This is a genomic window from Ferdinandcohnia sp. SAFN-114 (assembly GCF_059415045.1).
This window is the reverse complement of record NZ_JBPFDQ010000024.1, coordinates 1-18,943: the sequence shown is the minus strand read 5'-3', so window position 1 is coordinate 18,943 and position 18,943 is coordinate 1. Positions and strand designations below refer to the sequence as shown.

Annotated in this window: 24 protein-coding genes and 1 pseudogene; all 25 read right to left on the bottom strand. The window is 36.4% G+C overall.

The annotated features are described in order from the left end of the window. Nucleotides 1-62 precede the first annotated feature (62 nt). Nucleotides 63-1,145: a flagellar biosynthesis protein FlhB gene (gene flhB, locus ACR65M_RS09810; protein ID WP_440273222.1), complete on the bottom strand. Its 1,083-nt coding sequence runs from the start codon at nt 1,143-1,145 to the stop codon at nt 63-65. Continuing rightward, nucleotides 1,146-1,922, bottom strand: coding sequence for a flagellar biosynthetic protein FliR (gene fliR, locus ACR65M_RS09805; RefSeq protein ID WP_440273221.1), 777 nt, complete (start codon nt 1,920-1,922; stop codon nt 1,146-1,148). 3 nt (nt 1,923-1,925) lie between these two features. Next, a complete protein-coding gene (gene fliQ / locus ACR65M_RS09800) occupies nt 1,926-2,195 on the bottom strand; it encodes a flagellar biosynthesis protein FliQ (RefSeq protein WP_341331888.1) in 270 nt (89 codons plus the stop codon). Nucleotides 2,196-2,210: 15 nt separating this feature from the next. Next, nucleotides 2,211-2,876, bottom strand: a complete 666-nt coding sequence (gene fliP / locus ACR65M_RS09795; protein WP_121446586.1) for a flagellar type III secretion system pore protein FliP — start codon at nt 2,874-2,876, stop codon at nt 2,211-2,213. Next, nucleotides 2,873-3,520, bottom strand: coding sequence for a flagellar biosynthetic protein FliO (gene fliO, locus ACR65M_RS09790; RefSeq protein WP_440273220.1), 648 nt, complete (start codon nt 3,518-3,520; stop codon nt 2,873-2,875). The genes fliP and fliO overlap by 4 nt, the downstream gene beginning before the upstream one ends. A gap of 74 nt (nt 3,521-3,594) precedes the next feature. After that, nucleotides 3,595-3,957, bottom strand: a complete 363-nt coding sequence (cheY, locus tag ACR65M_RS09785; RefSeq protein WP_341331890.1) for a chemotaxis protein CheY — start codon at nt 3,955-3,957, stop codon at nt 3,595-3,597. Between the two features lie 18 nt (nt 3,958-3,975). Next, nucleotides 3,976-5,190 (bottom strand): flagellar motor switch phosphatase FliY, encoded by a 1,215-nt coding sequence (fliY, locus tag ACR65M_RS09780; protein WP_341331891.1) that lies wholly within the window; start codon nt 5,188-5,190, stop codon nt 3,976-3,978. Next, nucleotides 5,183-6,184, bottom strand: coding sequence for a flagellar motor switch protein FliM (fliM, locus tag ACR65M_RS09775; protein WP_341331892.1), 1,002 nt, complete (start codon nt 6,182-6,184; stop codon nt 5,183-5,185). The genes fliY and fliM overlap by 8 nt, the downstream gene beginning before the upstream one ends. A 39-nt stretch (nt 6,185-6,223) precedes the next feature. Beyond that, complete coding sequence (gene fliL / locus ACR65M_RS09770; RefSeq protein ID WP_341331893.1) at nt 6,224-6,649, bottom strand: flagellar basal body-associated protein FliL; 426 nt, start codon at nt 6,647-6,649, stop codon at nt 6,224-6,226. Between the two features lie 22 nt (nt 6,650-6,671). Continuing rightward, entirely contained in the window at nt 6,672-6,866 is a 195-nt protein-coding gene (locus tag ACR65M_RS09765; protein WP_099352425.1) for a flagellar FlbD family protein, read from the bottom strand. A 42-nt stretch (nt 6,867-6,908) separates the two neighbouring features. Beyond that, nucleotides 6,909-7,688 (bottom strand): flagellar basal body rod protein FlgG, encoded by a 780-nt coding sequence (gene flgG / locus ACR65M_RS09760; RefSeq protein ID WP_440273219.1) that lies wholly within the window; start codon nt 7,686-7,688, stop codon nt 6,909-6,911. Between the two features lie 81 nt (nt 7,689-7,769). Then, nucleotides 7,770-8,141 (bottom strand): TIGR02530 family flagellar biosynthesis protein, encoded by a 372-nt coding sequence (locus ACR65M_RS09755; protein ID WP_341331895.1) that lies wholly within the window; start codon nt 8,139-8,141, stop codon nt 7,770-7,772. 11 nt (nt 8,142-8,152) lie between these two features. Continuing rightward, nucleotides 8,153-8,620: a flagellar hook assembly protein FlgD gene (gene flgD, locus ACR65M_RS09750; protein WP_440273218.1), complete on the bottom strand. Its 468-nt coding sequence runs from the start codon at nt 8,618-8,620 to the stop codon at nt 8,153-8,155. 6 nt (nt 8,621-8,626) lie between these two features. Then, nucleotides 8,627-9,925, bottom strand: coding sequence for a flagellar hook-length control protein FliK (locus ACR65M_RS09745; protein WP_440273237.1), 1,299 nt, complete (start codon nt 9,923-9,925; stop codon nt 8,627-8,629). Between the two features lie 40 nt (nt 9,926-9,965). Continuing rightward, on the bottom strand, nt 9,966-10,538 hold the full coding sequence (locus ACR65M_RS09740; RefSeq protein ID WP_440273217.1) for a MotE family protein: 573 nt from the start codon (nt 10,536-10,538) through the stop codon (nt 9,966-9,968). Nucleotides 10,539-10,546: 8 nt separating this feature from the next. Next, a complete protein-coding gene (fliJ, locus tag ACR65M_RS09735) occupies nt 10,547-10,990 on the bottom strand; it encodes a flagellar export protein FliJ (RefSeq protein WP_440273216.1) in 444 nt (147 codons plus the stop codon). A gap of 5 nt (nt 10,991-10,995) precedes the next feature. Beyond that, nucleotides 10,996-12,312, bottom strand: coding sequence for a flagellar protein export ATPase FliI (gene fliI / locus ACR65M_RS09730; protein WP_341331899.1), 1,317 nt, complete (start codon nt 12,310-12,312; stop codon nt 10,996-10,998). Nucleotides 12,313-12,315: 3 nt separating this feature from the next. Next, nucleotides 12,316-13,077 (bottom strand): flagellar assembly protein FliH, encoded by a 762-nt coding sequence (fliH, locus tag ACR65M_RS09725; RefSeq protein ID WP_440273215.1) that lies wholly within the window; start codon nt 13,075-13,077, stop codon nt 12,316-12,318. Next, the gene (gene fliG, locus ACR65M_RS09720) at nt 13,070-14,089 is read right to left on the bottom strand and encodes a flagellar motor switch protein FliG (RefSeq protein WP_440273214.1); all 1,020 of its coding nucleotides are present in this window, start codon (nt 14,087-14,089) and stop codon (nt 13,070-13,072) included. Before fliG ends, fliH begins: the two co-directional genes overlap by 8 nt. An 11-nt stretch (nt 14,090-14,100) precedes the next feature. Next, nucleotides 14,101-15,696: a flagellar basal-body MS-ring/collar protein FliF gene (gene fliF / locus ACR65M_RS09715; RefSeq protein WP_440273213.1), complete on the bottom strand. Its 1,596-nt coding sequence runs from the start codon at nt 15,694-15,696 to the stop codon at nt 14,101-14,103. A 35-nt stretch (nt 15,697-15,731) separates the two neighbouring features. After that, a complete protein-coding gene (fliE, locus tag ACR65M_RS09710) occupies nt 15,732-16,031 on the bottom strand; it encodes a flagellar hook-basal body complex protein FliE (RefSeq protein WP_341331903.1) in 300 nt (99 codons plus the stop codon). Nucleotides 16,032-16,041: 10 nt separating this feature from the next. Further along, a complete protein-coding gene (gene flgC / locus ACR65M_RS09705; RefSeq protein WP_121446706.1) occupies nt 16,042-16,485 on the bottom strand; it encodes a flagellar basal body rod protein FlgC in 444 nt (147 codons plus the stop codon). Between the two features lie 8 nt (nt 16,486-16,493). Beyond that, nucleotides 16,494-16,889, bottom strand: a complete 396-nt coding sequence (gene flgB / locus ACR65M_RS09700) for a flagellar basal body rod protein FlgB (RefSeq protein WP_341331904.1) — start codon at nt 16,887-16,889, stop codon at nt 16,494-16,496. Between the two features lie 325 nt (nt 16,890-17,214). Continuing rightward, nucleotides 17,215-17,994 carry a GTP-sensing pleiotropic transcriptional regulator CodY gene (codY, locus tag ACR65M_RS09695; RefSeq protein ID WP_099352412.1) on the bottom strand — a complete coding sequence of 260 codons (780 nt, stop codon included), beginning with the start codon at nt 17,992-17,994 and terminating at the stop codon, nt 17,215-17,217. Nucleotides 17,995-18,017: 23 nt separating this feature from the next. Then, nucleotides 18,018-18,866, bottom strand: a pseudogene (gene hslU / locus ACR65M_RS09690) (ATP-dependent protease ATPase subunit HslU); the annotation flags it as partial. Between the last annotated feature and the right edge of the window lie 77 nt (nt 18,867-18,943).

The following is an 18,943-nucleotide window of genomic DNA, read 5'->3' as shown; positions in this document are numbered from 1 at the left end:
TCTCCTTTAAGTCAAAAAACACATAAGTGATGAGGAATTAGTAAAAATCTCTTAAAAATCGTTTATATCTTTTCTTTCAATCGGTATACATAGGCAAGAATTTCCGCTACCGCTTTAAAATACTCTTCTGGTATCGCATCCCCAATATTTGTCCCTGCATATAGGGCTCTTGCGAGAGGACGGTTTTCGATGGTCGTGATTTCATGCTCGTTTGCAATTTCCTTAATTCGCCCCGCAACAAAATCTACACCCTTTGCAACTACAAAGGGAGCATCCATTTTTGATTCATCATATTTTAAAGCAATTGCATAATGAGTTGGGTTTGTAATAATGACATCTGCCTTTGGCACTTCTTGCATCATTCGACTCATTGCCATTTCACGTTGTTTTTGCTTTATTTTTGATTTAATCAGAGGGTCTCCTTCTGTCTTCTTATATTCATCTTTAATATCCTGCTTAGACATCCTTATGTTTTTTTCATAATCAAAACGTTGATAAAGATAGTCTAAGAACGATAAGAATAAAAGTGCTCCTCCCGCAAATAACCCCATCTGGACTGTTAGTTTGGCAAGAACAACTAGAGCTGCTCCAACGGTTTTCTGTGACAAGGACAAAATATCTTCCAAACGGAACCAAAGAATCGAAATCGTAACGCCACCTACGATCACGATTTTTAAAATTGATTTAAGCATCTCAACAAGCGCACGTATCGAATAAATTCGTTTAAATCCTTGAATCGGATCAAGCTTATTTAACTTCATTTGAATCGCTTCTGTTGAAAATAAAAAACCAACCTGCATAAGGTTCGCTGCAATTCCAACGATAAGGGCAATTATCATAATCGGTGCTAATATAATTGCAGCCTCTAAAGATAGTTCAATAAAAATTTCCTGAACACTTTGTTCAGTCGGTGAAATCAATAAATAATGGCTAAAAGAATGATTTAAAAAGGTTAATATTCGATCTAAAATGAATCCACCAAAAACAAGCAGTGTAAAAAAGATCGAAATTAGTAGTAGTGCGGTATTAATATCTGCACTCTTTGCAACCTGACCCTTTTTTCTTGTTTCTTGACGTTTTTTAGGAGTGGCTTTTTCTGTTTTTTCACCTGCAAAAAATTGCAGATCAAGACGAACAAAATACATCTAGCTTCCTCCTAATAGTTCCATTAAACCTCGCATCGTAAATACCATATTGTCTACCAGGTTTCCAACGAGCATAAAAATCATCGTCATCGCGATAAATAATACAACAAAACTAACCCCAATTTTTAATGGAAGACCTACAACAAATACATTTAATTGTGGGACTGTTCTCGCCACTATACCTAGAGCAATATCTACTAAAAATAAGGCACCAACGACTGGCATTGACATTTGAAATGCTATTATAAACATTGTTCCAAAAGCTTTAATAACAAATTCGACTATATTTTCATCACCAAATGGGAGAGTTGATTGTTCCATTGGGATAAATTCATAGCTATAAAAAATTCCATCCAACAATAAATGATGGCCATTAATTGCCAATAAAAAGAGGAGTGCAAACGTATATAAATATTGTCCCATCAATGGACTTTGCGCCCCTGTATGTGGATCAATAACATTGGCGATGGCAAACCCCATCTGAAAATCGATAAAGCCCCCTGCAATTTGAATCGCAGCGAAAATCATATAAGCTGTTAACCCAATTAAGAGACCCACCATAGCCTCTTTGAGAATTAACATGATAAAATAGCCATCAATCTGGAGAATTGGTTTTTCCATAGATAGGAACATAACCCATGCAATAAAGAAAGCAATTCCGATTCGATGTAATGCCGGCAAAGTCCGATATGAAAACAAAGGCATCGTTACAAAAAAACTCGTTACCCTCACTAATACAAGTAAAAAGGCAGGAAAATAGGTATATATCTCTGTCATTTTTTAACCTACAAATCTTGTTAAATTACTAAAAATATCATGCGTATATGCGAGCATCTTTGAAAGCATCCACGGTCCAAAAAATACCAACCCGACTAGCACGGCTATAATTTTAGGGATAAATGCCAGGGTTTGCTCCTGAATTTGTGTTGTGGCCTGGAACACACTAACAATCAACCCAACAACTAAAGCCACTAATAAAAGTGGACCACAAATCATTAAGGTCGTATATACACCTTTTTCTGCTAATGAAATAACTGCTTCAGGACTCAAACTGTTCACCCACTCTTAGAAGGTCTGTAATAAGGATTTAACAATTAAATACCATCCGTCCACGAGGACAAATAATAGTATTTTAAACGGCAAAGAAATCATTACTGGCGGTAGCATCATCATCCCCATAGACATAAGGATACTTGCAACAACCATATCGATCACAAGGAACGGAATAAAAATCATAAAACCAATTTGAAACGCTGTTTTAAGCTCACTTATCGCAAAAGCCGGTACCAAAGCAGTTAAGGGAATATCCTCAATCGTTTCCGGCCTATCAGCTCCTGAGTAATTTAAAAATAACTCCAAATCCTTTTGCCGGGTATGTACACTCATAAATTCCTTGAACGGTAACGAGGCACGATTATAGGCTTCCTCTAAATTAATGTCCTCATTAAACAGAGGGGTTAAGGCTTGTTCATTGACCTCACTTAAAGTCGGCGCCATCACAAAGAAAGTTAAAAACAATGCCAGACCAATCAGTACCTGATTTGGAGGCATTTGTTGTGTCCCAAGTGAAGTTCGAACAAATGACAACACAACAATTATCCTCGTGAAACTCGTCATTAAGATCAAAATACTAGGACCTAGTGAAAGAACAGTCAATAGAAGTAAAAGTTTAACTGATGTCGACACATTTTCGGGGGCACTAGTATTAAAAAACTCCATAAATTCATTCATTCTTTACTAGACTCCTTATTTTCAAGTTGCTCGACAATTTTCTTTCTCCCTTGTTTTAATTCTGATAGTTGCTTTTGTAACAACGAGGAAAAATGACCTTGGTCCCCATCTTTGACTTCTTTTCTTTTTTGAATCATCCGGTTAAGGAGATCTCTAGGCTGAATCATGGAATCCAATGATGCATTATGCTGTTCCAAAATTTCATTAATTTCATCCGTGTCTTCGATCTCTTTAAGAAGCTGAACGGTATCTCCAACCCCCACTACTAGAATCCGCTCCCCAACTTTCACAATCTGAATGGATCGGTTTGTACCTAAACTTGTTCCACCTAGATTTTCAATGAACCTATGCTGATTAAACATGCGATTTCTTTTATTGACAAATTTTAATAATAAGTAAATGAGTGCAATGACAAATAACGTTGTAAAGATCATTTTAATAAAATCGCCTGCTGTTAGTTCACTGACAGGTTCTGCGGTTTCAATAGCGTCCGTTTCCTGCTCTTTATCTACTTGTTTTTCTTGATTTTCAAGTACATCACTTACACTTCTATCAATATGACCTTCTTCAGCTTGAACAGGAAAAGTGACAAGCAAGGCATGAAAGAAGATAAGTGCAAGAATAACTTTTTTAATATATTTCAATTTTGTTGCCACTCTCCTGAATAAATAGAATTACAAGTCTCGATTTAGGTGCTACATTATTCGGTTAGTTATTGCTAACTTAGCGTTTTGCTGATAGCTTCAATCACACGGTCTGCTTGAAATGGCTTTACAATAAAATCCTTCGCACCCGCTTGAATGGCATCAATAACCATGGCTTGTTGACCCATAGCCGAACACATAATAACTTTTGCATTTGGATTTATTTTTTTAATTTCTTTAAGTGCTGTAATTCCATCCATTTCTGGCATAGTTATATCCATTGTTACTAGGTCTGGTTGTGTTTCTTTATACTTTTCAACAGCTTGTGCTCCATCAGCTGCTTCTGCTACGACTTCGTATCCATTTTTAGTTAGGATGTCCTTAATCATCATTCTCATAAATGCTGCATCATCTACAATAAGAATTCTGTTTGCCATTAGAATAGCCCCCTACTATTAATTCAATTTTTTTATTCGATCACTTTGGCTAATAATATCGGTGATCCTAACACCAAAGTTTTCTTCAATAACAACAACCTCACCTTGAGCGATAAGTTTTCCATTTACTAAAACATCTACCGGCTCTCCTGCGAGCTTATCCAACTCAATTATAGAACCAGCAGACAATTCAAGAATTTCTTTTATAGACCGTTTGGTCCTACCTAATTCGACCGTAACTTGAAGTGGAATATCGAGTAACATGTTTAGGTTTCTAGATTCAGATTCTTGTAAATGGATCGATTCAAATTCAGAGAACACCGCAGGTTGGATTTCAGGTTGTTTCGCCTGGAATCCTCCTAGATGTTGCGGGCCACTGTTTGAAATAGGCTGGTTATATTCAGATTGTTGAACCTGCTGAGTCGGTTGATATGATGTATTTTGTACCGCGCGGTGATTAGTAATATTTTGATTCTGCATTAACATCTCTTCGTCAACATGGGAAGACGATTGTTCAATTGTTGGGGCTACCAACTCTGCCTGTGGGGAGAGAAGTTCACCAACAAGGTCTTTTCCAAATTGAACTGGCACAAGCTGCATGATTGTGGAATCAATTAGTTCACCAATTTTTAATCGAAATGATATTTTCACTAAGATATCATCAAGTCGAAGATTTTCTACACCATTGCTATTACTCATGTCAAGCATATCAATACTAGGTGGAGAAATATCAATTTTCTTACTAAATACAGTTGACATTGAAGTCGCAGCAGAACCCATCATTTGATTCATCGCCTCTTGAACAGCACTTAATTGAAGTTCTCCTAGGTTTGTTGGTGCTGCAAGTCCGCTTCCACCAAGCATCAAATCAGCAATAATTGATGCATCACTTTGTTTAATGACTAATAGATTTGTTCCTGTAAAACCAGCTGTATAGTTTACATAGACCGTTACACATGGGTGTGGAAACTCATCCGCGAGTTGAGAACTTTGAATAAGCGTTACATTTGGAGTAGTAATTTCAACCTTTTGATTGAGTAGTGTAGAAAGAGCCGTTGCCGAACTCCCGAAAGATATGTTCCCAATTTCCCCGAGTGCGTCCTGTTCAATTAAAGATAAAAAATCCTCGATAAGGGGTTTATTTTTGTCTGCTACCGGTTCATTGTCTAAGTCAGCTGTACCTTTAAGTAATGCATCAATTTCATCTTGAGATAGCATATTACCATTATTCATCTTCACTGCCCCCCTCTTTTATTTCCATTAGGATTTGAATGGCTTGTTTCTTATTTACCTTACCAACCTGCGCATGAAATTTCGGGATACCTTCAATTTTTACATCAATTGGGTGTTCAATCATATTGTCAAGCTGGATTGTATCGCCAACGTCTAATAATAAAAACTCCTGGATCGCAATATTGGCTGTACCTAATTCTGCTATAATTGGTAGTTTAGTATCTTTCAGATTGCTTTTTATTGTGGCCAGTTCCTCTGTATTCCGTTCTTTTCTAGGAGCCGTTTGCATCCAGTAATGCGCTGATAGTTTAGGAATAATTGGCTCAAGAATCACATGGGGAATACAAATATTTATCATCCCACTAGTCTCACCAATTTGAGTATTAAGTGAGATAACAACAACCGTTTCATTTGGAGAAACCATTTGAAGGAACTGTGGATTTACTTCAAAATCAGTTAAAAATGGGTCAACTTCTACTAAATTAGCCCATGCTTCCCTAGCTTGTTCAAATGCTTTTTCGAACATATTGCTCATAATTTTTGTTTCTATTTCAGTTAAACTGTCGATCTTATTTAGTCCTGTTCCTTTACCTCCAAGTACTCGATCGAGCATGGCATATGCAATATTAGGGTTTACTTCTAGTAATACTCGCCCTTCGAGTGGAGGCATTTCAAACACATTTAATATGGTCATTTTTGGAATCGAACGTATGAATTCTTCATATGGTACCTGATCTGCTGTTCCTACTGTGATTTGTACATACGTTCGAAGTTGAGCTGAAAAATAGGTTGTTAATAATCGTGCAAAATTTTCATGTATTCGGGTGATACTTCGAATCTGATCCTTTGAGAATCGAAGTGCCCTCTTAAAATCATATACTCTAACTCGGCGCTCACTTTCTTCTTTCTTTAGTTCTTCCGGATTCATTTCACCAGTTGACAGGGCTGAAAGTAAAGCATCTATTTCACTTTGAGATAATATTTCACCAGGCAAGGTTCCACCTCCGCTCATTAGGTCATTTAATTAAATTGGTTACTGCGGAAGAAAGGATGTCGCATAGACTTTAACGACAGTACCATCTTGCATTAATTCATTTATTCGGTCCTTTAATCTATTTTCAAGATTCACGATTCCTTCTTCACCCTTAAATTCTTCAGAAGTCATATTGGAAAGTTCCTTAATAATGATGTTGCTTACTTGGAACTCTCGTTTCTCCAATTCTTCTTTGCCTTTTTTTCCATCTGTTTGAATATTAAAGGATATACGGATATAATCATCACTTAATAGTTTTGTTGTGATTTCTGGAATTTCTACAGTCGCTTTAAGTACCTGATCAATCGATGGTTCCTTTTCACCTTCACCCGCTGCAACCTTCGTTAGAATGACAAATGCAGTGGTACCGACTAATGTTATCGTACTTAATATGATGACCATTACCACAAGAAGTTTATTTTTCATAGCACCCTATCCTCCCCAAGCATTAACGAAGGCCAAGTACATTTATTTTTTGATAAAATTCATGAACCTTCACATGTACATCTTCTTCTGTTTCTTTGACAACAAACTTTTTACCATTTGTTAAGGTAATGGTTGTATCAGGAAAGGATTCAACCTGTTCAATATATAATGCATTTAATGTAAACTTTTTATCATTTAATTTCGTTAAAGTAATCACTTTTCATCGGGGTTTTAGTGTTGTCTAATACCCCTTACCCCCTTAACGTTTTAGGTTTACAAGCTCTTGAAGGATTTCATCGGATGTGGTGATGATACGAGTGTTCGCTTGGAATCCACGTTGTGCAACAATCATTTCTGTAAATTCTTCAGAAAGGTCAACATTTGACATCTCAAGAGCACCAGCCATTAATTTTCCACTTTCCCCATTTCCAGCTGTTACTGCTGTAGGTGTTCCCGAGTTTAGTGTTTCAATAAACAGGTTATCCCCAAACTTTTCGAGACCATCAGGATTCGCAAAAATGCTAATTTCTAATGTTCCTGCTGTTTGTAAACTACCGGTATTGTCTACGTAACTTACTACACCAGCTGAATCAATACTAAAACTTTGGGCATCCGAAGGTATTGTAATATCTGGCACAACATTTAGTCCGCTGCCATTTACTAATTTACCAGTTTCGTCTAAATAGAAATTACCTGCTCTAGTATAGAAGTCATTTGTACCATCAGATACAGTAAAATAACCAGATCCGGAAATAGCTAAATCAAGTGGTCGGTTAGTAGATTGGATACTTCCTTGTGTAGAAATAGTATCAATTGTAGATAATGTAGAACCTAAACCAACCTGCTTTGGATTCACACCACCTCTTACACCGTCATTTGCTTTTGCACCTTGAATCGTTTGACTCATCATATCGGAAAAAACTGCTCTTCCCTTCTTGAATCCGTAAGTATTGACGTTAGCGATGTTATTACCAATTACATCTAGTTTAGTTTGAAAGTTTTTCATACCGCTGATTCCTGAATACATTGAACGTAACATTTTATTTTCCCCTTTCAATTAAGGTGGCGTCTATCGGTCGGCACACCCCGGCTTCCTGTTAAGGTCCAGCCTGATAAATGATTAATCTAAAATAATGGTTCCATTAATATTGGTAAATATCTGAGAATTTGCTTCATCACGATTCATTGCAGTGATAACTGTATTATTTGGGACATTTACAATTAATGCTGCATTTTTAGTCACGACCAAAGAATCTTGAATTCCCTTTGTTTTTGCTTCTAAGATTTTTGTTTGGATTTCTTTCCATTTAGAATCTTGAATGTTAATGTTTCTTTCATCCAATCTTTTTTGTGCGTGTTTACTTATTACTAGTTCTGACTCTTTTGCGAGAGTATCTTTAAAAGAAATGGAAGGCTGCTTTCTATGCTGCACTTTATTCCGTGTTGTTAATGACAAGGGATGATTTTGTATTTGCAGAATACGATGATCCATCTTAACACCTCCTATTCTTCCTCGTTAGAAGGTTCCTTCACTTTTAAAATTTCATCACTATAAATCTTAGTTCCGTCCTTTAACTCTAGCTCAATATACCCTGATTTTTGTGATACAGATGTTACAATTCCTTGCCCTTTATTGATGATTTCATTTCCATTCTCATCCTCAGTTTTAAAACTGTATTCAACTTCTTTCCCAATCATAGAGCTATATTTTAAAAGCTGTTCACCCTTCTGGCTAGTCACGAATTTCTCTAAAGTACTATTCATATTTGTCATTTGTTCAAGCGAGGTAAAGGTCGCCATTTGAGCAATAAAATCCTTATCTTCCATTGGATTCATTGGATCTTGGTTTTGAAGCTGTGTCATTAATATCTTTAAGAAATCATCTTTTCCTAAAATATCATTACCAGTTTTTCTTTCTTGCTTTAAATTTGAAAGGTAAAGACTCGAATCTATTTTTGTAGTCACATTCATCACCACCTAAATTTTAATATTGACAAGCTCATCCAATAGAGCAGTTGTAAAGGAAGAAACATCCTCATTTTGTTCTTGATTATTTTGTTCCTTCTGTTGTCTTCCTGATTGCTGACCATGTTGTTCATTTTCTCTTTGCAGATTTTTTTCAGTTTGATACTGAAGCTGTGTTGAAACTTCAATTTTTTCGACTGAAATGTTTTGTGCTAAGAAAGAGTGTTTTAGGTTTGTTAACTGTGACTCTACTAATTCCTTTGCTTGACTCGTTGAAGCCAAAATTTTTGCAATCATACCTGCTTCACTTTGAAGAATTTCAATTCGTAGTGACCCAAGATGTTCAGGATATAAGTTAATTAATAATTTTTGTTGCCCGCCACTATTCAAAAAGTTGCTTCTTGCTAGGATATTCTGAAACTGCTTTATGAATTGTCGCTGATTCGGTAACGGTTTACTCGTTTGTTCAACGTTTATTGTAAATTGCTCAGCCCTAGAAATATGATTGGAGCTCAAATCAGCTACAGAAATGGCTTCTCTTGAATTTCCTATAACTTGGTGTGTACTTGCTTGTTGTATAGACTTACCAGCCGTATCAGCCTGTGTCGTTTCAATCCCTTTTGGTGCCGAAAAATATCTCGAATGTACAGTTTGCAGGTAGTGAAGACGGGACTGAGATTCTGTCCTTGGCTTCTCGACTAAAGAAGTCTTGTTTTCTAGCGACTGCATCAACTCTTGGATAAGCTTAATTGCCTTTAAATCGGTTAAGTCCTTCGAAACTTGAGGACTTGTAGTCAATTCCTCGTTAGAAGCTATCTTCATTTGCTTTAGAAGGTTTATTAGTACAGCCTGATCAATTACTGGATTTTCTTCAACTAAACGTGTAGCCACTAACAGCAATGCAGATTGTTCAGCTTCTCCATACGCTTGTCCAACTCCCAGCTCGATTTCACCATTTTGAATTCCAGTGATAAATACTTTTATTTGGTCTACCAAATCAGGTGGAAGTGTCAGAAATACATCTTCTAAACCAGATAAATCGAATTCTTCTTTTACAAAAGACTGGAATTCAGATAATGCTTGATTGGTTGTAGCCATAGATGTGGAATCCTCTTCTTTTCCTGCATTAAAATTAGGAGTAAGCTTTAATTTAGGATCTCCGAAAAGTTTTGGGTCGTTCTCAAAAATTGCATCTAATTTCTCCCGAAAGTACAATTCAAAAGTATTATTACCTTGGATTAAGCCATTGCCCAGACTTGAATCAACAGCCTTTCTGAATGCTCCAGATGATGGTTCCAAATTTACTACCATATTCACATTACTTCACCTCCCTTCAAGTTTAGTAGGATCATTATTGTGTAATCAATTGAGTAAATTTCGCTGCGTCCTCAGGCGCCATTTTTTCAAAGATAGCGGCTAGTTTTTCTGTATCAATACTTGAAAGAATCTCCCTTGCCTCTTCTTCTTGTAAATTCGGAATTATTTTTGCCGCATTTTTGGGAGACATCAGCTCATACATTTTAGTTAATTCATTTAAAGATTTGCTTTTAGCTAAACGTTCTTTCTGGAGTTTTACAAGTTCATCTGAAAGGTTATTAATTTCATTTTCTAATGCTTCAATTTCATCGCTCTTTTTTACCAATTCGTTTTCCAATTGCGTAATTTTCGTTTCCTTTTCCTGTATCTCAGACTCTAAATCAGCAATTTCTATTTCATCCTCTTCCGGATTCTGCTCCTTTTTTTCATCACTAAAAAGAGAACTAACTGCTGGTATTTTAGCAACGACATCATTCATTACTCCAAGTGGCTTAAAACCAGCAACAGATAGAAGTACAAATACTACTAATAAAGTAAAGATAGACGGTATAAGAATGACAAACAGGAACCATTGAAATCTACTGTATTCTTTTTCGTTTGTCTCCATTTAATCACCTATCTTCCTTTTGACATATATTGTTGGATTGAAATTTCATCCATCATTTGACTTTCTTGTATTTTTAACAGTCCCTCATAAATAGCAAAATCTTTTTCATGCATGATTTCGTATTTCTTAACCTCGATATTTTTTTCGGTTAGCAATGATTGTAGCTGTTTCATTTTGTTTCTTGCTTTTATAACAAGATTTTGGTAATACATAATTGTTCTTTCTAAGCTAGTAATAAAAGACTGTTGTTGTCTAATACTTTGAATGGATAAGCCGCTTTGTAGCTGCTGTCTTTGATTTTCTTCAAGTATTTCCTTCTTTTTTAAAGAATCGTATAAAGCTTCTGCAGCCTCTTCGAATTCTTTGACAGATGTTTTATAATCTGAAAGAACTTGATTCTTCTCATTTTCTTTTAGCGACATCACTTTTTGAAATTTGAACGTATAACTCATTTGTTTTATTCACCTTTTTCGGCCAATTGTGCTAATAAGTGTACACTTTCTTCAAACGTGAATTTTTCATCGGTTTGTTGTTTTAAGAAAGAAATAATCTTAGGATAATATCTGATTGCTTCATCAACCTCAATTGAAGAACCCCTTTTATAAGCCCCTATATTGATTAAGTCTTCTGAATTAAGGTAAGTGGCCAATATCCCTCTAATTTTTTCTGCATAAGCTTTATGTTCGCTTGATGTAATTTGGTTCATTACACGGCTAATCGATTTTAATACATTAATTGCAGGATACTGTCCTTTGTTAGCTAGACTTCGATCAAGAACAAAATGCCCATCAAGTATACCTCGAACTGTGTCGGCAATCGGTTCATTCATATCATCACCGTCTACCAGCACTGTGTAAAAAGCAGTTATTGAGCCTAAATGATTGGTACCAGTTCTCTCCAATAGTCTGGGAAGTGTGGTAAACACACTCGGTGTATATCCTTTCGTTGTTGGTGGTTCCCCAATCGCTAAGCCAATTTCCCTGCTTGCCATTGCAACGCGGGTAACAGAGTCCATCATTAACATGACATCTAAACCTTTATCTCTGAAATACTCTGCAATCGCAGTAGCAGTCATCGCTGCCTTGATTCTAAGAAGTGCCGGCTGATCTGAAGTCGCCACCACAAGAATCGATCTTTTAAGGCCCGCTTCACCCAAATCCTTTTCTATAAACTCTCTTACCTCTCGTCCACGCTCTCCAACAAGTGCAATTACATTAATGTCAGCAGTTGTATTTCGAGCAACCATTCCTAATAATGTACTTTTACCAACACCACTTCCTGCAAAAATTCCAACACGTTGTCCTTTACCAACCGTTAAGAGGGTATCAATCATTTTGACACCAACCTCAATTGGCTCTTCTATTGGAGGGCGAGATAGTGGGTTAGGAGGATCCTGTTCAGTAGGAGCCGACGACAATCCTCTAGGAAGTCCGCTTTCATCAAGGGGATGTCCTAATGGGTCTAATACCTTTCCAAGTAAACCTTCCCCGACTTTTATATCAAGTGGCTTGCCAGTAGCTTCCACGATGCTGCCTGGTGAAATATCCTTTACATTTGAGAAAGGCATTAAGATTACATGCTCTTCACGGAAACCGACTACTTCGGCTTGAATACATCTTTTATGTGTTAATCCCACATAAATAAGACATAAATCGCCTATCGAACATTCCGGTCCACGAGATTCAATCATCAAGCCAACAACTCTTGTCACCTTTCCGTACCGCTTATATGAATCAATTGTATGGATTTGATCTAGCAGCTCGATTGCCTTCACGACCTATTCCTCCAATAGCAAAGAAAGCAGTTTTTCTTTTATCTCTGTAAGTTGAGTATCTACACTTGCATTAATCTTTCCGAAGGATGATTCAATCACACAATCTGTTTCTTTGAAATCTTCATTCGGATAGATAAAAAGATCAGTTTCTCGATTAAGGATGGCAATTAACTCCTCTTTTTGCTCCATCACATATTGAAAATAATGTGGGCTGACTTGAATCATAATATTAGAATGTTCCTTTACTTCTTTAGTCGCCTTTCTAACGAGAAAAACAAAATCCTCTGGTTTCTCAGAAAGATGAGAGCCAATGATTTTTTCTGCTACTGTTAAGCCAAGCTTAACAATGACTTCTTCAGAAGAATCAAGATATCGATCATAATCTTGCTTTGATAGATCAATAATTTTACGAGCCTCAGCAAGTAAATCTCTATATTCTTGATAGCCCTGTTCTCTACCTTCAACCAATCCAGCTTGAAAGCCATCTCCTGATGTTTTATTAATTAACAGTTGTTTTTCTTCTTCCCACTCACGTTTTTCCACTAATATTTGTTGCCTAAGTGAGTTTGAATAGGAAATCGCATCTTTCACAATTTTATCCGCTTGTTCTCTAGCCTCTTCTACTATTTTTTGAGAGACTAAAAGTGAATTTGGCTGTGGTTCGACATTATTCGTTTCTTTTGTTTGTAGAACTTTAAGTCCGATGACTCTCTTAGGAGAATCGTTTGTCGTCTGCAAGGAACCTGACTTAATAACGTTAGACAATAATATCATCTCCTCCGCCACGAGCGATGACAATTTCCCCTGCTTCTTCTAGTCTACGGATGACTGTTACAATACGAGTTTGAGCTTCTTCAACATCACGCAATCGAACAGGTCCCATATATTCCATTTCTTCTTTAAATGTGTCGACCATTCGCTTCGACATGTTTTTAAAGACAATTTCCTTGACTTCCTCGCTTGCAACACGAAGGGAAAGCATAAGATCTTCATTCTCCACATCTCGAATCACACGTTGGATTGCACGATTATCGAGTGTCACAATATCCTCAAATACAAACATCCTCTTCTTAATTTCTTCAGCAAGTTCTGGATCTTGTATTTCGAGTGCATCTAATATTGTTCTTTCAGTTGAGCGATCGACACCATTTAATACCTCGACAACTGCCTCAATACCACCTGTTTGTGTATAATCATGTGTCACCGTAGCAGAGAGTTTACGCTCTAATATTTGTTCAACTTCATTTATTATCTCGGGTGAAGTTCGATCCATAATGGCGATTCTTCTAGCTATATCTGCTTGAACCTCTTGTGGCAACTCAGATAATATTTGTGCAGCCTGCCTTGAATCCAAGTACGATAAAATCAAGGCAATTGTCTGTGGATGCTCATTTTGAATAAAATTCAAAATTTGGCCTGGATCTGCTTTCCTTGCAAAATCAAACGGTTTAACCTGCAATGAAGATGTTAGTCGATTAATGATAATTCCTGCTTGCTCTTCACCAAGAGCTTTTTCGAGTACCGTTTTTGCATATCCAATTCCGCCCTGGCTGATATAATCCTGAGCCATTGCAATCTGATGGAACTCTTCCATAATTTGTTCCTTTGTATTTGCTTCCACCTTACGAACCCCTGATATTTCTAAAGTTAGTTTCTCAATCTCTTCCTCTGAAAGATGCTTATACACTGAAGCCGAAACATCCGGGCCAAGTGAAATGAGGAGAATGGCCGCTTTTTGTTTTCCGGTGAGTCCGTTTTGCATATCTCGTTTTGCCATTTCTCCACCTCCTACTCGTCCGCTAACCATGAACGTAATAATTTTGCAAAGTCTTCAGGCTTATCTTTCGCAAGCTTCTCCAATTGCTTTCTTCTAACCGTTGTTTCCGATTCTTTTTCTTCATTAAGATCTGGAATTTGATTAAATAATACAGGTTCTGGTTGAGGGATTATCTCTTCAATCTCTGTTTCTTTCTTTTTACGTAAAAAGAAAAATAATAGAATGATTAGGCCAAGTACTAAAATACCACCTACAATATATACCCATAAAGGAATTGCTTTAATGATTGGTGATTCAGGAACAGTATTCGTTTTTCCACTAAATTCTTGAACTGAAACGACAATTTTATCCTGTATCTCTTCTTGTGATAACTCAGTATTTTCATCTTGATTAATACTAGTCCTTACGATAGTGCTCAATATTCTCTCGATATCGTCGACACTTTCCTGTGGCATCGATGTAGGATTTTTCGGGTCTGGAGCTTCAACCATTACCTGGATTCCTAAATCTCTAATTTTATATGGTGCTTCAACAATATTTTTTGTAATTCGATTCACATCTTTATTCACACGTTCTTCGATTCGTTCATAGTCCCCATTACCAGCTTGTCCATCAGTGTTATAGGATGGGACATCTGATTCTCCGGTACCAACAACTCCACCAGCCTGGGCTCCTTCACCTGTATAGGTTTCAGTAATACGTTCGACACTAATTTCGATTCCATCCATATTTTCAGGGTCAACGGGTGTGACTAAATTTTCTTGACGGTTTTCTTGAGTGAAATCAATATCCGTAGTTACAGATACAAAAACCTTCTCTGGTCCCATCATCGTCCCTAGCATTTGCTGAACCTGTCTTTGAATATCTCTTTCAATCTCACGTTTCAAATCAAGCTGTGAGGCTACATTTCCTATAACTGATACATTTCCTTCATTTTCTAAGTCAAAATACTCAAAGTTTTGATTCGTTATGACGATATTATCAGTAGGTAAGTTAGGAATACTTTTGGAAACCAAGTGATATAAAGATTTAATCTGCTGCCCGTCTAATTTATATCCGGGTTTCGTGTTAAGTACGATTGATGCGGAGGCCTCTGCTTGGCTATCTTTTACAAAAATTCCTTCGTTCGGCATACTGATCATAACGTTCGCATCGTTTATCCCATCGATGCTCTTGATCATATTTGCTAATTCTGTTTGTGTGGATTCAAGTTTTAACATATTAAATTCATTATCGGTCATCCCAAATCCAGCATTTTGGCCAAAGAATGAATAATCAATGTTACCACTATCTGGTATTCCTTCTGCCGCAAGTTCGACCATTAAGGGTTCTACCAGTTCCTCTGGCACCTTAATGGTCGATCCATTATCCGCTATTTCAGATTGAATTCCTCTTGAATCTAACGTCGCTTTTATTTGTCCTGTTTCCTGTGGAGATAGATTGCTATACATAGGAACTAGGTTTGTTTTTGTTGTAAAAAACACAGTAAGCGAAATAATAAAAATGAAAAGCAATGGCAAACCAATAATTGTAGCTTTTTGAAAGCCAGATTGTTTATTCCAAAACTCGCCTATTTTTGTCTTATATAATAGTAGTTTCTCTTTCATGACATACCCCTAAGTAGAAAATTTAAAATCCCGGACTAAACCTGCATCCTCATGATTTCTTGGTATGCTTCCACAACTTTATTTCGAATTTGAAGTGTCGTTTGCAATGACACACTTGCTTTTTCAGAAGCAATCATTACTTGGTGTAAATCTACATTTTCACCCTTAACAAGCTTTTCGGTCATTTTATCTGAAGTCTGTTGAGTTTCATTTACATTATTTAAGGCATCTTTTAAAAAGCTGCTAAATTCCTTTTGAACTGCACTTGCAGTCTTTGGCTGTGTAACAGGTTTCGACAAAACCTGTGATGTAGTAATATTTACCTTATCTATCATGCTTTATCACCTATTTCCCTATTTCTAGAGCTTTCATTAACATTCCTTTTGACGCATTAAAAACTGTTACATTCGCTTCGTAGGATCTAGTGGCACTCATCAGGTCGACCATTTCCTTTAGAGGGTCTACATTCGGAAGAGCCACATACCCGTCTGCATTAGCTTCAGGATGATCTGGGTTATATACAAGCTGAAATGGGGTTTGATCTTCAACAATACCTGTAACCTTAACACCATTTCCTGTTTTTGATTGATTCATCGCTTTTGATAAGTGGGAAGAAAAGCTATTGCCTAGAGGCTGCTGAACAACCATTTTCCTTCTATACGGCTGCCACTGTCCATCTACAAGTTTCCCTCTTGTTGTATCCACATTTGCCATATTAGAAGAAATAACGTCCATTCTAAGTCGTCCCGCAGTTAGGGCTGAGCTGCTTGTATTGAGGCTTTGAAATATTGACACCTTTAGTTTCCTCCTTTTACGACTGTTTTTAATGTATTGAATTTCCCGCTTATTCTTTGTGTGATGGCATTATAGTAAATTTGATTTTCTGCTAAAAGTGCCATTTCCTTATCGATATCGACATTGTTACCGTTATGGTTATATGCAGTATCGTTCTTCGCAATGAGCGGATTGTTCGAACGTTTACTGCTTGTAAATTCGATATGTTTTTCATTTGTTCGATTAGCTCTCATTTGGCTTTCCGTCTCATTAGCAAGAAGATTTTTAAAGCTCACATCTTGTGCTTTATAATTTGGTGTATCCACATTTGCTATATTATTTGAAATGACCTTCTGTCTTAAAGCTGAATAATCCAAAGCTTTTTCAAGTGAATGTATTGTATTAGAAAAAAGTTTCATATAAACCCCTCACAAAAAAGTACTATCATTCGAATAAATATAACGAATCGTATTAACTCCTTTTTCATTGTAATGAAATTAATTCTATCTGTCTATGAAGCTTGTGATAAAAAGTGATAATTTTCGACAATTTAGGACTTTCTACTCATAGTTTCCGTTTATCATTATAGAATTTCACAGGAGTAGTTTCACGAGTTTTTTACAAAAATCGTCAAGTACATATTTCCACTTCAAAAACTCGACAAATTATGTTACGAACACTTTTATAATAATCATGAAACAAAAAAAAAACGAAGATGTGAATTACATCTTCGTTTTTTATTAATTAATGTGATTTTAGTTTTTCTAATTCAAGTAAGAATTTATCGTTTAGTACTTTAATGTAAGTACCTTTCATTCCTAGTGAACGAGATTCAATTACACCAGCACTTTCAAGCTTTCTTAATGCATTAACGATAACTGATCTTGTAATTCCTACGCGGTCAGCAATTTTACTTGCAACTAATAATCCTTCGTTGCCATTTAGCTCTTCAAAGATATGTTCAATAGCTTCAAATTCACTATAAGATAATGAACTAATTGCCATCTGAACAACAGCTTTGCTTCTAGCTTCTTCTTCAATTTCTTCAGCTTTTTCACGCAGAATTTCCATACCAACAACTGTTGCACCATATTCAGCTAAGATAAGGTCATCATCTTCAAATCTTTCATCTAGTCTTGAAAGAATGAGTGTTCCTAATCGTTCTCCACCACCGATTATCGGAACAATCGTTGTTAGTCCATTCTTAAACAATTCCTTGTTCTCGATTGGAAAAGCAGTATAATCACTTTCAATATCGAGATTAGATGATGTTTCCTGAATGTTGAATAAGCTTTGTGTGTACTCTTCAGGGAAATGACGATCCTCAATCATTTTCTTAATTCTTTCATTTTCAATCGTTTGCTTGATGGCAAAACCAAGAAGTTTCCCACGACGACTTAATAAGAAAGTATTCGCACCGATTACATCGGTTAATGTTTCTGACATTTCCTTAAAGTTAACTGGTTTACCTGCTGCATTTTGCAGCATTGCATTAATTTTTCTAGTTCTTTCTAATAATGGCATTTTTCTTGTTCCTCCTGATAAACTTACAAAATAAACTGACTTAAATCTTTGTTTTTTACAATTGTACTTAATTTCTCATCGACATATTGTGGAGTAATTGTGATTTTTTCCATCGTAATGTCCGGCGCTTCAAATGATAAATCCTCTAATAGTCTTTCCATAATTGTATGTAGACGACGAGCACCAATATTATCTGTATCCTGGTTCACTTGAAAGGCAACTTCAGCTATCTTACGAATAGCATCGTCAGAAAATTCCAGTTGTATACCTTCTGTTTCTAATAATGCTGAATATTGTTTCAATAATGCATTATCTGGCTCAACTAAGATACGGTAGAAATCATCTACTGTCAACTTAGTTAGCTCTACACGAATCGGAAAACGACCTTGTAATTCAGGGATTAAATCTGAAGGCTTTGACATGTGAAAAGCCCCAGCTGCAATAAAGAGCATATGATCTGTTTTAACAGAACCATATTTGGTGACAACTGTCGAACCTTCTACAATTGGTAAAATATCACGTTGGACTCCTTCCCTTGAAACATCTGCAGAAGAAGAATTATGACTTTTACCTGCAACCTTGTCAATCTCATCGATAAAAATAATACCCGACTGTTCTGCTCGGTTTACAGCTTCCTGTGTTACCTCATCCATATCAATTAGTTTAGCGGCTTCTTCATTTGTTAAGACTTTACGAGCTTCTTTAACTGTTAATTTACGCTTTTTACGCTTTTTCGGCATGAGGTTACTTAATGCATCCTGCATATTCATTCCCATATTTTCCATACCAGAGCCTTGTAGTAGGTCGAACATAGATGCCTGTTGCTCCTCTACTTCGACAGTTACATAATAATCCTCGAGTTCACCAAGTGCTGAACTGACCTAGCCAAATGAGACATATATAAAACACCTATCCATATTAAATTTAACACTTTTTCATTAATTTGATA

What these genes read in the sequence shown, in the direction of transcription:
- flhB (WP_440273222.1), bottom strand. Translation starts at nt 1,145, where the DNA reads ATGTATTTTGTTCGTCTTGATCTGCAATTTTTTGCAGGTGAAAAAACA.
- fliR (WP_440273221.1), bottom strand. Translation starts at nt 1,922, where the DNA reads ATGACAGAGATATATACCTATTTTCCTGCCTTTTTACTTGTATTAGTG.
- fliP (WP_121446586.1), bottom strand. Translation starts at nt 2,876, where the DNA reads ATGAATGAATTTATGGAGTTTTTTAATACTAGTGCCCCCGAAAATGTG.
- cheY (WP_341331890.1), bottom strand. Translation starts at nt 3,957, where the DNA reads ATGGCAAACAGAATTCTTATTGTAGATGATGCAGCATTTATGAGAATG.
- fliY (WP_341331891.1), bottom strand. Translation starts at nt 5,190, where the DNA reads ATGAATAATGGTAATATGCTATCTCAAGATGAAATTGATGCATTACTT.
- fliL (WP_341331893.1), bottom strand. Translation starts at nt 6,649, where the DNA reads ATGAAAAATAAACTTCTTGTGGTAATGGTCATCATATTAAGTACGATA.
- flgG (WP_440273219.1), bottom strand. Translation starts at nt 7,688, where the DNA reads ATGTTACGTTCAATGTATTCAGGAATCAGCGGTATGAAAAACTTTCAA.
- ACR65M_RS09755 (WP_341331895.1), bottom strand. Translation starts at nt 8,141, where the DNA reads ATGGATCATCGTATTCTGCAAATACAAAATCATCCCTTGTCATTAACA.
- flgD (WP_440273218.1), bottom strand. Translation starts at nt 8,620, where the DNA reads ATGAATGTGACTACAAAAATAGATTCGAGTCTTTACCTTTCAAATTTA.
- ACR65M_RS09745 (WP_440273237.1), bottom strand. Translation starts at nt 9,925, where the DNA reads ATGGTAGTAAATTTGGAACCATCATCTGGAGCATTCAGAAAGGCTGTT.
- ACR65M_RS09740 (WP_440273217.1), bottom strand. Translation starts at nt 10,538, where the DNA reads ATGGAGACAAACGAAAAAGAATACAGTAGATTTCAATGGTTCCTGTTT.
- fliJ (WP_440273216.1), bottom strand. Translation starts at nt 10,990, where the DNA reads ATGAGTTATACGTTCAAATTTCAAAAAGTGATGTCGCTAAAAGAAAAT.
- fliG (WP_440273214.1), bottom strand. Translation starts at nt 14,089, where the DNA reads ATGGCAAAACGAGATATGCAAAACGGACTCACCGGAAAACAAAAAGCG.
- fliF (WP_440273213.1), bottom strand. Translation starts at nt 15,696, where the DNA reads ATGAAAGAGAAACTACTATTATATAAGACAAAAATAGGCGAGTTTTGG.
- fliE (WP_341331903.1), bottom strand. Translation starts at nt 16,031, where the DNA reads ATGATAGATAAGGTAAATATTACTACATCACAGGTTTTGTCGAAACCT.
- flgB (WP_341331904.1), bottom strand. Translation starts at nt 16,889, where the DNA reads ATGAAACTTTTTTCTAATACAATACATTCACTTGAAAAAGCTTTGGAT.
- codY (WP_099352412.1), bottom strand. Translation starts at nt 17,994, where the DNA reads ATGCCATTATTAGAAAGAACTAGAAAAATTAATGCAATGCTGCAAAAT.